Raw genomic sequence first — 13,845 nt, forward strand, 5'->3', positions numbered from 1 at the left:
TGTGTGGGGGGGGGGTGTGTACCGCCCCACCACACAGGCTACGCGTCATACCGGACTGACCGGACGTCAGCCCCTTACGCCCCGCCCGCCGAGTTGGCCCCGGTGGCCAGGTCGTCGACCTCGGCCACGGCGAGCACGGCGCCGGTGCTCTTCTTCGACTTCCGCAGCCGGCCCTCCATCCAGGAGGCGAAGGAGGTGAGGGCGAAGTTCACCGCGATGTAGAGCAGGGCGACCACCACGAGCGTGGCGATGGTGTTGCTGTAGTTCGCCGACACCTGCCGGTTCGCGGCCATCAGGTCGGTGAGGCCGAGCAGCGAACCGCCGAGCGCGGTGTCCTTGAGGATCACGACGAGCTGGCTGACCAGGGCCGGCAGCATGACGGTGACGGCCTGCGGGATCAGCACGTGGACCATGGCCTGGCCCTTGCGCATGCCGATCGCCTTGGCGGCGTCGGTCTGACCGCGGGGCAGCGACAGCACGCCCGCGCGCACGATCTCGGCGATGACCGCCGCGTTGTACAGCACCAGACCGGTGACCGCCGCGTACAGCGGGCGGAAGTCGGAGACCACGGCGGGCACGAACTTCACGAAGAACGCGTAGCCGAACATCATCAGCATCAGCACCGGGATGGCGCGGAAGAACTCCACGACCGCGCCCACCGGGACGCGCACCCAGGCGTGGTCGGAGAGCCGGCCGACGCCCAGCAGGGCGCCCAGCGGCAGGGCGATCAGCATGGCGATCGCAGCGGCCTTCAGGGTCTCCCCGAGGCCGGGGAGCAGGTACGTGGTCCAGACCCGGCTGTCGGTGACGAACGGGCTCCACTTGTCGGCGTCGAGCTGGTGCTTGTCCGCCATGAGGGACAGCATCCACCAGGCGGCGAGGGCGAACAGGACCAGGAAGACGGCCGTGTAGCCCCAGTTGCGGGCCTTGGCCTTGGGGCCGGGGACGTCGTACAGCACGGAAGTCATCGCTTCACCGCCACTCGCTTGGCCACCCAGCCCAGCAGCAGACCGGTCGGCAGGGTCAGCAGGCAGAAGCCGAGGGCGAAGATCCCGAACACGGCGAAGAGCGCGTCCGCCTCGTTCTCGATCATTTCCTTCATCAGCAGGGCCGCTTCGGCCACGCCGATGGCCGCCGCCACCGTGGTGTTCTTGGTGAGGGCGATCAGTACGTTGGCGAGCGGCGCGATGACCGCCCGGAAGGCCTGGGGGAGCACGATCAGGGTGAGCACCTGGAAGAAGCTCAGCCCCAGCGCGCGGGCCGCCTCGGCCTGGCCCACGGGCACGGTGTTGATGCCCGAGCGCAGCGCCTCGCAGACGAAGGTGCCGGTGTAGGCGGTCAGTGCGAGGACGGCCAGTCGGAAGCCGGTCTCCTTGGAGGTGTCCCCTCCCAGGTTGATCGTGAGGGTCTGGTAGAGGCCGAGCGAGCTGCCGATGATCAGCAGGGTCAGCGGCGTGTTGCGGACCAGATTCACGTACGCGGTGCCGAAGGCCCGCATCAGCGGGACCGGGCTGACCCGCATCCCGGCCAGAACGGTGCCCCAGATCAGGGAGCCAACCGCCGAGTAGAGGGTGAGCTGAACCGTCACCCAGAAGGCTCCGAGCAGGTCGTACTGCCCGGAATCAAGAAAGTCGAACACGATGCCCTGCGCTCTCCCCAGGATGGCCGGCGAGGCGCGCCGCCGCCCGCGGACGGGCGGGCGGCGGCGCACACCTCACCGGGAAATCAGCTGCCTTCGGTGATCTGCGGGGCAGGCTCGTTCTTGTAGTTGGCCGGGCCGAGGTTCTTCTTCACGGCCGCTTCCCAGCTGCCGTCCGCGACCATCTTCTTCAGGGCGGCGTTGATCTTGGTCTGGAGGTCCTTGTCGCCCTTCTTCAGACCGATGCCGTAGTTCTCGTTGCTCATCTTCAGACCGACGAGCTTGAACTTGCCCTTGTTCTTCTCCTGCGCGGCGTAGCCGGCGAGGATCGAGTCATCCGTGGTCAGCGCGTCGACGGCCTTGTTCTCCAGACCGGTCAGGCACTCGGAGTAGCCCGGGAACTCCTGGAGGTCGGCGTCCTTGGCCAGGTCCTTCTTGACGTTCTGCGCCGAGGTGGAGCCCGTGACGGAGCAGAGCTTCTTCTTGTTGAGGTCCTCGACCTTGGTGATCGAGTTGTCGTCGGCGCGGACCAGCAGGTCCTGGTGGGCCAGGAAGTACGGGCCCGCGAAGTCGACCTTCGCCTTGCGCTTGTCGTTGATCGAGTACGTGGCGGCGATGAACTTGACGTCCCCGTTGGAGATCAGGTTCTCGCGCTCGGCGCTGATCGCCTGCTTCCACTCGATCTGGTCCGGCTGGTAGCCGAGCTCCTTGGCGACGTACGTGGCGACGTCCACGTCGAAGCCCTCGAACTTGCCGTCGGGGGTCTTCAGGCCCAGGCCGGGCTGGTCGAACTTGATGCCGATGGCGATCTTGTCCGACTTGCCGCCGCCGGACGTGCCCGCGTCGCTCGCGCCGTCCTTGCTGCCGCCGCCACAGGCGGTCGCCGTCAGCGCGAGGACGACGGCCGTGGCCACTGCCGCGCCGGCCTTGAGAACCTTCATGGTGAACTTCCCTCAGGTGAGACGTTGTTGAACGACGAACTGGACACGTCGTGTGCGACGGCGGGCGCCGTCGACCGGATCACTACCAGACGCGGGCGTCAGTGGTGCAGGATCTTGGACAGGAAGTCCTTGGCGCGGTCGCTCTTGGGGGCGCTGAAGAACTGCTCCGGGGCGGCCTGTTCGACGATCTTCCCGTCGGCCATGAAGACGACCCGGTTGGCCGCCGAGCGGGCGAATCCCATCTCGTGCGTGACGACCACCATCGTCATGCCCTCGGCCGCGAGCTGCTGCATGACCTCCAGCACCTCGTTGATCATCTCCGGGTCCAGGGCCGAGGTGGGCTCGTCGAAGAGCATCACCTTCGGGTCCATCGCCAGCGCCCGGGCGATCGCCACGCGCTGCTGCTGGCCGCCGGACAGCTGCGCCGGGTACTTGTCGGCCTGCGAGCCGACGCCGACCCGGTCCAGCAGCGACTGCGCCTTCTCCGCCGCCGTCGCCTGGTCGGTCTTGCGGACCTTGAGCTGACCCAGCATCACGTTCTGCAGCACCGTCTTGTGCGCGAACAGGTTGAACGACTGGAACACCATGCCCACATCGGCACGCAGCCGGGCCAGTTCCCGCCCCTCCGAGGGCAGTTCCTTGCCGTCGACCGTGATGGTGCCCGAGTCGATGGTCTCCAGCCGGTTGATGGTCCGGCACAGCGTCGACTTGCCCGACCCCGAAGGACCGATCACCACGACGACCTCGCCGCGGGCGATGCTCAGATCGATGTCCTGAAGCACGTGCAGCGCGCCGAAGTGCTTGTTGACGTTGCTCAGTACGACCAGGCCGTCCGCGGCACCCGCCGCGTCCTGCGCGTCCTTGGCCACTGATACTCCGCTCATCGGCTTCTTGCTCCGTCCTCCGTCGGTTGGCAGGACAGTAGTGACGCGGCGCACTCATCGTCACGACATCTGAGCGAGAATTGAGGATAACGATAGGGACTCGCCCCGATACGCTCCGTGGGCCGGGCCCGCGCGCGCACCGTGTACGCGTACCGGGTGCATAACGGAAGACTCGCCGGACCGGAACCCCCTTGACGTGGGACTCTTCATCGGCGTGGATGCATGGTGGCCATCTGCCACCTGAACGGCAACCCAAGAGCGAGAGAAGGAGAGGGGGACGACCATGAGACTGCTGCTCGTCGAGGACGACGACCACGTCGCCGCCGCCCTGTCCGCGATCCTCGCCCGGCACGGCTTCCAGGTCACCCACGCCCGCAACGGCGAGGAGGCCCTCCAGGCGCTGCTGCCGGCCGGGGCGAAGCCCTTCGGGGTGGTCCTCCTCGACCTGGGCCTGCCCGACCAGGACGGATACGAGGTCTGCGGCAAGATCCGCAAGCGCACCAGCACGCCCGTGATCATGGTGACCGCCCGCGGCGACGTCCGCTCCCGCATCCACGGCCTGAACATGGGCGCCGACGACTACGTGGTCAAGCCGTACGACACCGGCGAACTCCTCGCCCGCATCCACGCCGTCGCCCGGCGCACCGGCAGCTCCGACGACGGCACCGGTACCGACCACCCGCCCGGCGAGCCCGGTGTGGTCCGGCTCGGCCCGGTCGTCGTCGAACTGCCCACCCGCCGCGTCACCGTGAGCGGCGCCGACGTCCCCCTCACCCGCAAGGAGTTCGACCTCCTGGCCCTGCTCGCGCAGCGGCCCGGCGTGGTCTTCCGGCGCGAGCAGATCATCAGCGAGGTCTGGCGCACCAGCTGGGAGGGCACGGGCCGCACCCTCGAGGTCCACGTCGCCTCACTGCGCTCCAAGCTCGGCATGCCCGCGCTCATCGAGACCGTCCGCGGGGTGGGCTACCGGCTCGTCACCCCGGCCGCTCCCTAGCGGGGCCCCGCCGTGCGCGCCCGCCTGCTCCCGCTCCTCGTCGTCCTGATGGCGGGCGTGCTGCTCGCCCTCGGGTTCCCGCTCGCCGTCAGCCTCGCCGCCGCCCAGCAGCAGAAGGTGGTGGTCGACCGGATCGACGACAGCGCCCGCTTCGCCGCCCTCGCCCAGTTCGTCATCGACGCCGAGGGCTCCGGCGCCACCGGCGCCGACGAGCGGCGCGACACCCTCCAGCTGGAACTCGCCCGCTACCAGGAGCTGTACGGCATCCGCGTCGGCATCTTCTACCGCGACGACAACGCCATGGTCCGCGCCCCCGGCTGGTGGCAGCTGCCCGACTCCGGCGAGGCCCGGCGCTCCTTCGAGGAGGCCCTCGCCGGACGCCGCAGCCACGACCCCGGACAGGTCTGGCCCTGGCAGGTCGACGGCAAGCTCCTCGTCGTCTCCCCGGTCGTCCTCGACGGTGACGTGGTCGCCGTCGTCGCCACCGAATCACCCACCGATCAGATGCGCGCCCGGATCCTGCACGGCTGGCTGCTCATCGCCGCCGGGCTCGGCGCCGCCATGCTGGCCGCCTTCGGCGCCGCGCTGCGCCTGACCGGCTGGGTGCTCAAGCCCGTCCGGACCCTGGACGCCGCCACCCACGGCATCGCCACCGGACGCATGAACTCCCGCGTCGCCGCCGCGAGCGGTCCCCCGGAACTCAGACGCCTGGCCCGCTCGTTCAACGAGATGGCCGACAACGTCGAAGAGGTACTGGAGCAGCAGCGGGCGTTCGTCGCGGACGCCTCCCACCAGCTGCGCAACCCGCTCGCCGCGCTGCTCCTGCGGATCGAGCTCCTCGCCCTCGAACTCCCCGAGGGCAACGAGGAGATCGCCTCCGTGCGCACCGAGGGCAAACGCCTCGCCCAGGTGCTCGACGACCTCCTCGACCTGGCGCTGGCCGAGCACGCCTCCGCCGAGATCAAGCTCACCGACATCGGCGCCCTGGCCGCCGAGCGGGTGGCCTCCTGGCGGCCGTACGCCGAGGAGAAGGGCGTACGCCTCAGCGAGACGGGCCGCTCCGCCGTCACGGGCTGGGCCGACCCCATCGCCCTGTCCAGCGCCCTCGACGCCGTCATCGACAACGCCCTGAAGTTCACCCCGGCCGGTGAGGAGGTCGAGGTCTCCGTCTCGGCGGAGGGCTCCAGCGCCCTGGTGGTCGTCGCCGACCGGGGACCCGGCCTGACCGAGGAGGAGCTCCTGCGGGTCGGCGACCGGTTCTGGCGCAGCGGCCGCCACCAGAACGTCAAGGGCTCCGGACTGGGCCTGTCCATCTCCCGGGCCCTCCTCGCCACCGGCGGCGGCACCCTCTCCTACGCCACGAACCCGCCGCACGGCCTGCGCGTCACGGTGGCCGTGCCGCGCACCGGTCCGGACGGGGGCTGAGCCCCCGCCGCCCGGGCCGTCACCAGCGGAACCGGGCGGGAGCCGGGGCCGAGACCGCGTACGTCTCGTCCACCGCCCGCAGCTCCAGGACGGCCTCCCGCTCCCGCCCGGCGCGGGCCAGGCGGGGCAGGTACAGCGCCGTGCCGCAGGTGCCGCCCAGGAAGCGGCGGGTGCCGTCCGGCAGGCGCCGGTACAGCTCGTAGTGCCGGACCGGCCCGGGCGCCCGGCCCCAGGACAGGCGGAGCTCGGCCTCCGCGCCCCGCCGGGCCGAGGCGTCGACCGACAGGTGCGGGGGCGGGGCCGGGTGCCGGGCGGCGGTGGTGTCGTGCAGCGACAGGGCTCCGAGCCGCCAGGACACCGGTGTCGTCCCGCGCGCGGTGATCCGTACGGCAAGGGCGTACGCGGTCTCCCCGGCCAGCGCCGCGAGGGGGATCCGCGAGGTCCGCCAGCCGGCGCCGGCCGCGCCCGCCCGCAGCCAGGTGTAGGGGACGGGTGCGCCCGGGGCGGCCGGCTCGCGGACCGCGACCCCGAGCTCCACGTCGAGCGGGTCCGGGCCGCCCCGGTGGACCAGCTCCGCGACCGTGCCGGGGGTCAGCGGCAGCCGGACGGCGTGCAGGCCCACGGCGGCGGGGGCGGTGAGGGCGCCCGTCACCAGCAGGCTGGAGCCGCCGCGCCAGGCGTCCGCGAAGTCCAGGGACACCTCCGGGCGCCGGCCCTCGGCGTCCACCACCCAGCGGCGGCCCGGGAGCCGGTCCTGGAGCCCCAGGTGGTTCCACGGCTCCGCCGAGACGGCCCGGCCCTCCTCGTACCAGCACAGCCCGTGCCCGGTGTTGAAGGAGCAGGCGAACGGGAGCCCGGTGACCGTGGACCGGTCGGCGACGGCCGTGGCGGGGGCCCGCCAGACCGCGGCGGGGGCCGGCCGGGCCGGATCCAGGGACTCGCCCGTCCAGAACCGGTCGTCGGCCCGGTGGAAGGCGCCGGGGGAGCGGTCGGCGAGGTGGCCCCGGGTCCACTCGGGCCGGTAGAAGCCGAGGCTGACGACGTGGTCGCGGCCGCGCGGCACGATCGCGTCCCAGCGGACCTCGGAATCCCAGCCGCGGGACTCCACGTCCACCGCCGCCCACAGTTCGTGGCGGGAACGGCCCAGCCGCTCGGCGAGGGCGGCGGAGGAGACCAGCGAACCGGGCGTCCAGCGGAAGTCCACGAACATCGTGTCCGCGACCCGGCCCGCCCGGTCCTCGAAGAACTCCTGGTTGAGCGCGTCCAGCGCCCCCCGCCAGCCCACCGCGCCGGTGCTGTCCATCGCGTCGTACCAGGTGATGCGCAGCCCGTGCCGCTCCCCGGCGGCCCGCAGGGCGTGCAGGAACTCCCGCATCCGGCCGGCCAGGGCGCTGTCCCCGCCGTCCGTCTCGGCGTTGACGAACCAGCCGTCGAACCCGTACGCCCGCGCCACCTCGGCCAGTTTCCGCGCGAGGGGGAAGCCTCCGTCGGGGTCGCGCCGCACCAGGTCCCGGGTCCAGCGCAGGTCGCCGCCGTAGGCGACGGGCGGCAGGAAGACGTTGCCGAGGACCCGCACCCCGTTGCGGTGGGCCGCGTCGACCACGGGCGCGTTGGGGGCGAGGATCAGCCCCTCGCCGGCCGAACCGCCCCAGAACACCAGTTCTTCGAGGTACGCCCAGTGCGTCAGCGCGTAGAAGTCGGCGGTCGCGGAGCCCTGGGAGGGGTTCGCGGCGGTGGGGCCGAAGGAGACGAGGGAGGTGATCCGGGCCTGGTCGGTGCGGGCGTCCGCGTTCGCCGGGACCGGAGTGAAGCGTGGTGCCAGGGGGACGCTCGCGGTGTTGTGCGCCAGGTCCGGATCGGCCTGCGGGCTCCACTCCTTGAGGGACCGCCAGACGATGCCCGGGCCGGGCGTTCCTGCCGGGAGGGAGTCGGGGAACCAGTAGGAGGCGTACGGGGCCAGGCCGCCGGGGGCCGGCGCGGGGCTGGGGCCGGCCGGGGCCGGGGCGGCTTCGGCGCGGGCCGGGGCGGCGGTGAGCAGGGCGGCCGCAGTGGCCCCGGCACCCAGGGACAGCACCGCGCGGCGGGCGGGTGGCCGGGCGGTGGTGCGGGCGCGCGGGGCGGGGCCGTCACCGGACAGGGGCATCGGGGCTCCTCGGGGGTCGGGGCGCGGGGTGTGGGGTGTGGGGTGCGGGCCCGTGGTCAGGGGACGGCCGGGGTGTCCGGTGGTCGGGGCGGGGCGCGCAGGGGCGAACGGGGCGGCCGGGGCTGGACGTGCGGGCAGGGCTGACGGGGCCGGATGGGGTGTATGGGGCGGCCGGGGCCGCTCAGGGCGGGGCGGAGGGTGCCGGGTGGGTCAGTCGACGTCCTCGACGCGGAGCACCTCCGTGATGCCCCGCGCCGCCAGCCGTGCCGGGTCCCGCGCGTGCTCGGCCCGCACCACCGCCGGACGCACCCCCTTCGCCGCCAGGACCGCCCAGGCCTCGAAGAAGACCCCGCCCGGGGCGCAGACCCGCCGCCCCGGCCCGGTGTCCAGGACCAGCGCGGTGGACCGGACCGGCGGCCGGTGCTCCCGCCCCCGCCAGGCCCCGGCGATCCCGGCCACCGCGGCCCCGGCCGGCTTGGTCCGCCGGTCGTTGGTGAGCAGGCCCAGCCCGTATTCCAGCTCGGGGAAGTCCGCCAGCTCCCGGGACACGTCGTGCGAGCACCACCAGGTGACCCCCCACAGGCCGGGGCAGTCCAGCGCGGCGGCCAGGGTGGCCTCGGCGAACTCCGCCGCGTGCTCGGGCGGGACCAGCGGCGCGGGCGCCCCGACCTCCTGGAGCCACACCGGGCGGTGCGGGTCCTCCGCCCAGGCCTTGGCCAGCTCGATCAGGTACGCGGCGTGCTGCTCGGTGGCCGTCCCGGCGCGCCCGTGGCGCTGCGCGGTGCCGTTGAACACCCACGCGTGCACGGCGGTGGCCGCTCCCAGCCGGGCCGCCTGGGCCGGGGTGAAGGGGTGCCCGTCCCGGAACCAGACGGCGTCGTACTCGGCGTGCAGGTGGAACAGGCCGGGCGCGCCCTCCTCGCAGGCGGCCAGCATCCGCTCCAGCCAGCGCCCGGCCTGGGCGGCGGTGATCCGGTCGGGGTCGGGGTGGGGCGCGTCGGAGAACTGGTTGACCTCGTTGCCGACCGTCATCCCCAGGAAGTTGGGCCGGTCGGCGAGGGCCGCGGCCAGGGTGCGCAGGTACTCCTCCTGGGCGGCCACCACGTCGGGATCGGTGAAGATCCCGCGCCGGTGCCAGGTCGAGGTCCAGGCGGGCAGGAAGTCGAAGCTGGAGAGGTGCCCCTGGAGTCCGTCCACGTGCACGTCGAGGCCGCGTTCGGCGGCGGCGTCGGCGAGCTCCACGAGCTGCTCGACGGCCCGCGGCCGGATCAGGGTCCGGTTCGGCTGGAAGACCGGCCACAGCGGGAACACCCGTACGTGGTCCAGGCCCAGCGCGGCGACCGAGTCCAGGTCGGCCCGCACCTCGTCGGGGTCGAAGTCCAGCCAGTGGTGGAACCAGCCCCGGGAAGGGGTGTAGTTCACGCCGAAGCGCAGGGTGCGGGGGTGGGCGGCGCGGTCCATGAGGGGTCCCGGAGTTCAGGGGGAATTCGCCGGACGCCCACAAACTGCCGGGCCGGTCCGAGGGAAGTCAACAGGGCCTCCGGAGGCCCTCGTCCGAATTCCGGCGGGCGGGGTACTTATGCGCTTCAGCCGTTCCGCCGGAAGGGCGGCGGGCGGATGTGGTCGCCGGACCTAATGCGGTTTAGTACGGGCGCGCGTATCGTCGTCGGCTGCGAAAGGGGCAGGGGAATTCAGGCCGTGCCGGGGGCCGGTGGGTTCCGCCGCCGGTGCGGAGCACCGGGGCCGGATCGCGTACGGTCCGGCCAACGAGTCCACGTCGACCACGTCACCGAGGGATGAGGCAGGCACGGCCATGGCCCGCAGACCCACCATCAAGGACATCGCCCGCCAGGCCGGGGTGTCGGAGAGTGCCGTCTCCTTCGCGCTGAACGGCAAGCCGGGCGTCTCCGACGGCACCCGCGCCCGGATCCGCGCGGTCGCGCAGGAGCTCGGCTGGCAGCCCAACAGCGCCGCCCGCGCGCTGTCCGGCGAACGCTCCGGCGCCGTCGGGCTGGTCCTGGCCCGCCCGGCGCACACCCTCGGCGCCGAGTCCTTCTTCCTGCGGCTGGTGTCCGGCATCCAGGAGGTGCTCTCGGCGGCCGGGACCGCCCTGCTCTTCCAGGTGGTGGAGGACGTCGAGGCCGAGTGCGCGGTCTACCGGCGGTGGTGGGCCGAGCGGCGGGTGGACGGGGTCCTCGTCGTCGACCCCCGCACCCGCGACCCGCGCCCCGCCCTGCTGACCCGGCTGGGGCTCCCGGCGGTCGTGATAGGCGGCGGCACGGGAACACCCCCGACCCCCTGGCGACCCGAAGCCCCGACCCGCCCCGGCGACGTCCCCCGGCCGGGCGGGGCCCCCGCCCCGGCCGCGCACCTTGCGTTGGCCGGGGAGCCCTGGGACGCCGGGGAGGGCCGCTCTGCGGGGGAGGGCGGTGCCGCCGGTGGCGCCTTGCAGGACGGGACCGCCGGGGACGCCGGAGCTTCCCTGCCGGTGCGGGAGGCCGCTGCCGGCTTGCCGACCGGGAAGGCCCGGGACGGCGGGGCCGTCGGGATTGCCGGGGCTGCTGGGGCCGCCGGAGCTTCCCTGCCGGTGCGGGAGGCCGCTGCCGGCTTGCCGACCGGGGAGGCCCGGGGCGGCGGGGCCGCCGGGGCCGCCAGGGCCGCTGGGATTGCCGGGACCGCCGGGGACGCCGGTGCCGCGCTGTCGACGCGGGACGCCGACGCCGCCCTGCCGACCGGGGAAGCCCGGGAAGCCCGGGATGCCGGGGGCGCCGGGGGCGCCGGAGACGTGGGGGAGCCCTGGGACGGCGGGGACGCCGGGCAGGGGTTGGCGGTGGTGCGGGTCGATGACGCGCGGGCCATGACCGAGGTGCTGGACCACCTCCACGGCCTCGGCCACCACCGCATCGTCCACATCGCCGGCCTCCCCGGCCTCGCCCACACCGCCCGCCGGGTCGCCGCGCTGCGCGCCGAGGCCGACCGGCTCGGGCTGCCGCCCGGCCGGGTGCGTTCGGTGCCCACGGACTACTCCGACACCGAAGGCGCCGAGGCCACCCGCCGGGTCCTCGCGGAACCGGAGCCGCCGACCGCACTGGTCTACGACAACGACGTGATGGCCGTGGCGGGCAGCGCGGTCGCCGCCGGACTGGGCATCCCCGTGCCCGGCCGGCTCTCCATCGTCGCCTGGGACGACTCGGCCCTCTGCCGGGTCAACCACCCGCCGCTGACCGCGCTGGTCCGCGACACCGCCGGGTTCGGCCGGCTCGCCGCCGAGGAACTGCTCCACGTCCTGGCCGGCGGCCCGCCCCGGGTGCGCGAGAGCGAACTGCCCCGGCTGGAACCCCGCGGGAGTACCGCCCCGCCCCCGGCCGCATACTGAAATCCGGCCCCTCTCCAGGAGTTCAGGAGCGCCCCAGTGAACACCCCCTCCCCAGCCCTCCCCGTCCCGCGCACGGCCGCAGAGCTGTCCGCCGCGGCCGAGGCCACCGGTCCGACCGTGGCGGTCGACATCGGGGGGACGAAGATCGCCGGGGCGCTGGTGCACCCCGACGGCACGATGACCGCGGCCACCCGCCGCCCGACCCCGCGCGGTACGGACCCGGAGGCGGTCATGGCGGCGGTCGCCGAGGTCGTCGCGGACCTGTCCGCGGACCCGCTGTGGGAGCGGGCCGTCCGCTGCGGCATCGGCAGCGCGGGCCCGGTCGACACCTCGCGGGGCACGGTCAGCCCGGTCAACATCGGGGCCTGGCGCGGGTTCCCCGTCCGGGAGCGGGTCGCCGCCGAACTCGCCGCCCGCGGGGCCCGGATCCCGGTGGTCCTGGCCGGCGACGGGGTGGCCATGACGGCGGCGGAGCACTGGCTCGGCGCCGCCCGGGGACACGCGAACGCCCTGTGCATGGTGGTCTCCACCGGGGTCGGCGGCGGGCTGATCCTGAACGGCCGGCTCCACGCCGGCCCCACCGGCAACGCCGGCCACATCGGTCACATCAGCGTCGCGTTCGACGGCGAGCCCTGCGCCTGCGGCGGCCGCGGCTGCGTCGAATCCCTCGCCTCCGGCACCGCCATCGCCCGCTGGGCCCGTGACCAGGGCTGGACCGGCCCCGACCCGACGGCGGCGGGCGTCGCCGCCTCCGCCGCCGCGGGCGACCCGGTCGCCCTGGCCGCCTTCGACCGCGCCGGGCGCGCCCTGGCCGCCGCCATCGCGGCCACCGCCACCCTCGTCGAGACCGACATCGCGGTGATCGGCGGCGGGGTCGCCGCCAGCGGGGACACCCTCCTCGGACCGGTCCGGCGGCACCTGGCCTCGTACGCCACCCTGTCCTTCGTCGAGGACCTCAGGGTCGTGCCGGCCGCCCTCGGCACCCACGCCGGGCTCATCGGCGCGGCGGCCGCCTCGATGATGCTCGCGCCGGCCGGCTGACCGCCCCGGGGCGCGACCCGCCTCAGGGCTTGACGGAGCGGTAGTACCGCCGGGCCCCCTCGTGGAGGTCCAGCGGGTCGGTGTAGATGGCCGTGCGCAGGTCCACCAGCTGCGCCGCGTGCACCTCGTGCCCGATCCGGTCCCGGCTCTGGATCACCGTCTGCGTGAACTGCTCCGTCAGCCGGGCGTCCGTGCCCTCCTTGGTGACCAGCAGGTTCGGGACGGCCAGCGTGGCCACCGACGAGGTGTTGCGGGCCCGCGCGTACGCGTCCTGCGGCATCACCGCCGCGCGGTAGTACCGCGCCGGGCTGCCGCTGGCCTGGAGCTGCTCCACCAGGTCGCCCAGCTGGACGAGCCGGATGTCGAAGCGCTCCGACAGCTCGCGGACGGCGTTCGTCGGCAGGCCGCCCGACCAGAAGAAGGCGTCGATCCGCCCGGCCTGGAGCTCCGCGGGCATGGTGTCGATGCCGATCCCGACGGGGGTGATGTCGTGGAGCGGGTCCAGCTTGGCCGCGCGCAGCAGCCGGTCCGAGATCAGCCGGACCCCGGAGCCGTCCTGCCCGACCGCGACCCGCTTGCCCCGCAGGTCGCGGGCCGACTGCACCGGCGACCCGGCCGGGACCACCAGCTGGACGTAGTCGTCGTACAGCCGGGCGCAGCCGCGCAGCTGCTCCGCGCCCGGCTTGCCGTCGGCCCGGTACTGGCCGACCGCGTCCGCCGTCGCGATGGTGAAGTCCGCCTCGCCGGACGCCACCCGCTGGAGGTTCTGCTGCGAGCCCTCGCTGGTCTCCAGGCGGACCTTGACCCCGGGCATGTCCTGCGCGAGCGCCTGCTCCAGCAGCTGCCCGTAGCGGTGGTAGACGCCGGTACGGACGCCCGTGCTGAAGGTGAGCTTCCCGGTGAGCGCGGGCTCCCCGAAGGGGCGCAGCCACCAGAGCAGCCCCCCGAGCACGGCCAGCACGGCGACCAGCCCCACGAGCAGGCGGCGCGGGCTGACACGGGGCGGTACGAGGGGCATGCCCGCGATCCTCCCACCCGCCCCGCCGTCCTGTCACGACCCGCCCACCCCACCCCGGCACCACACCGTGTCCGCAGCCCCCCTGCCGCCCGTCCAGGACAAACCCACCCCCTCCGCGCAGCCCCGCCGGACGCCCGCAGGCCGGCCCGCCCCACCCCGGCGCCCGCTCCCGGGTGGCCGCCCGCCGGACGCCTGCAGGTCGGCCCGCCCCGCCCCGGCGCCCGCTCCCGGGTGGCCACCCGCCGGACGCGTGCAGGTCGGTCCGCCCGCCCCGGGGCGCCCGGTGCCAGGTGCCCGCCCGCCCCCTGTCCGGGGTCGGTGCCGTGCCTGCCAGCCGGGTCCGCAGCAGCCCGTCGTCGTCCGGTCGGGGCGAAGCGTCCGCTG

General features: G+C 74.2%; 10 protein-coding genes and 2 pseudogenes. 5 read left to right on the top strand and 7 right to left on the bottom strand.

Translation table 11 applies throughout. From position 1 onward, the window contains the following. Window positions 1-74: 74 nt before the first annotated feature. The 4 genes from ACFVXK_RS29570 to ACFVXK_RS29585 all read right to left on the bottom strand — a co-directional run bounded on the left by ACFVXK_RS29570 (window position 75) and on the right by ACFVXK_RS29585 (window position 3,464). Window positions 75-968, bottom strand: coding sequence for an amino acid ABC transporter permease (locus ACFVXK_RS29570; protein ID WP_389617343.1), 894 nt, complete (start codon window positions 966-968; stop codon window positions 75-77). Beyond that, window positions 965-1,639 carry an amino acid ABC transporter permease gene (locus ACFVXK_RS29575; RefSeq protein ID WP_389617347.1) on the bottom strand — a complete coding sequence of 225 codons (675 nt, stop codon included), beginning with the start codon at window positions 1,637-1,639 and terminating at the stop codon, window positions 965-967. Before ACFVXK_RS29575 ends, ACFVXK_RS29570 begins: the two co-directional genes overlap by 4 nt. A gap of 86 nt (window positions 1,640-1,725) precedes the next feature. Continuing rightward, window positions 1,726-2,580 (bottom strand): glutamate ABC transporter substrate-binding protein, encoded by an 855-nt coding sequence (locus ACFVXK_RS29580; RefSeq protein WP_389617350.1) that lies wholly within the window; start codon window positions 2,578-2,580, stop codon window positions 1,726-1,728. A gap of 98 nt (window positions 2,581-2,678) precedes the next feature. Beyond that, complete coding sequence (locus ACFVXK_RS29585; protein ID WP_388947561.1) at window positions 2,679-3,464, bottom strand: amino acid ABC transporter ATP-binding protein; 786 nt, start codon at window positions 3,462-3,464, stop codon at window positions 2,679-2,681. Window positions 3,465-3,747: 283 nt separating this feature from the next. Between ACFVXK_RS29585 and ACFVXK_RS29590 the strand changes: the two genes are divergently transcribed. Next, the gene (locus ACFVXK_RS29590; protein WP_389617354.1) at window positions 3,748-4,458 is read left to right on the top strand and encodes a response regulator transcription factor; all 711 of its coding nucleotides are present in this window, start codon (window positions 3,748-3,750) and stop codon (window positions 4,456-4,458) included. Window positions 4,459-4,470: 12 nt separating this feature from the next. Continuing rightward, window positions 4,471-5,883 carry an ATP-binding protein gene (locus tag ACFVXK_RS29595; RefSeq protein ID WP_389617357.1) on the top strand — a complete coding sequence of 471 codons (1,413 nt, stop codon included), beginning with the start codon at window positions 4,471-4,473 and terminating at the stop codon, window positions 5,881-5,883. 19 nt (window positions 5,884-5,902) lie between these two features. Here ACFVXK_RS29595 and ACFVXK_RS29600 read toward each other — a convergent pair whose 3' ends face one another. Further along, on the bottom strand, window positions 5,903-8,026 hold the full coding sequence (locus tag ACFVXK_RS29600) for an endo-beta-N-acetylglucosaminidase (RefSeq protein ID WP_389617359.1): 2,124 nt from the start codon (window positions 8,024-8,026) through the stop codon (window positions 5,903-5,905). A 210-nt stretch (window positions 8,027-8,236) separates the two neighbouring features. Next, complete coding sequence (locus ACFVXK_RS29605; RefSeq protein ID WP_389617362.1) at window positions 8,237-9,487, bottom strand: glycosyl hydrolase; 1,251 nt, start codon at window positions 9,485-9,487, stop codon at window positions 8,237-8,239. A 352-nt stretch (window positions 9,488-9,839) separates the two neighbouring features. Between ACFVXK_RS29605 and ACFVXK_RS29610 the strand changes: the two are divergent. The 3 genes and pseudogenes from ACFVXK_RS29610 to ACFVXK_RS29620 form a co-directional block, all read left to right on the top strand. Then, window positions 9,840-10,301 (top strand): annotated as a pseudogene (locus tag ACFVXK_RS29610) (LacI family DNA-binding transcriptional regulator); the annotation flags it as partial. A gap of 534 nt (window positions 10,302-10,835) precedes the next feature. Further along, window positions 10,836-11,402: pseudogene (locus ACFVXK_RS29615) on the top strand (LacI family DNA-binding transcriptional regulator); the annotation flags it as partial. Between the two features lie 84 nt (window positions 11,403-11,486). After that, window positions 11,487-12,443, top strand: a complete 957-nt coding sequence (locus ACFVXK_RS29620; RefSeq protein ID WP_389617368.1) for an ROK family protein — start codon at window positions 11,487-11,489, stop codon at window positions 12,441-12,443. A 22-nt stretch (window positions 12,444-12,465) separates the two neighbouring features. Here ACFVXK_RS29620 and ACFVXK_RS29625 read toward each other — a convergent pair whose 3' ends face one another. After that, a complete protein-coding gene (locus ACFVXK_RS29625) occupies window positions 12,466-13,461 on the bottom strand; it encodes a TAXI family TRAP transporter solute-binding subunit (protein ID WP_389617365.1) in 996 nt (331 codons plus the stop codon). Between the last annotated feature and the right edge of the window lie 384 nt (window positions 13,462-13,845).

It is taken from the genome of Streptomyces sp. NPDC058157 (genome assembly GCF_042884105.1).
Lineage (GTDB): Bacteria > Actinomycetota > Actinomycetes > Streptomycetales > Streptomycetaceae > Streptomyces.

Excerpts from the sequence above, each read along its gene's own strand:
- ACFVXK_RS29600 (WP_389617359.1), bottom strand. The coding sequence starts at position 8,026 with ATGCCCCTGTCCGGTGACGGCCCCGCCCCGCGCGCCCGCACCACCGCC.
- ACFVXK_RS29590 (WP_389617354.1), top strand. The coding sequence starts at position 3,748 with ATGAGACTGCTGCTCGTCGAGGACGACGACCACGTCGCCGCCGCCCTG.
- ACFVXK_RS29605 (WP_389617362.1), bottom strand. The coding sequence starts at position 9,487 with ATGGACCGCGCCGCCCACCCCCGCACCCTGCGCTTCGGCGTGAACTAC.
- ACFVXK_RS29580 (WP_389617350.1), bottom strand. The coding sequence starts at position 2,580 with ATGAAGGTTCTCAAGGCCGGCGCGGCAGTGGCCACGGCCGTCGTCCTC.
- ACFVXK_RS29585 (WP_388947561.1), bottom strand. The coding sequence starts at position 3,464 with ATGAGCGGAGTATCAGTGGCCAAGGACGCGCAGGACGCGGCGGGTGCC.
- ACFVXK_RS29625 (WP_389617365.1), bottom strand. The coding sequence starts at position 13,461 with ATGCCCCTCGTACCGCCCCGTGTCAGCCCGCGCCGCCTGCTCGTGGGG.
- ACFVXK_RS29570 (WP_389617343.1), bottom strand. The coding sequence starts at position 968 with ATGACTTCCGTGCTGTACGACGTCCCCGGCCCCAAGGCCAAGGCCCGC.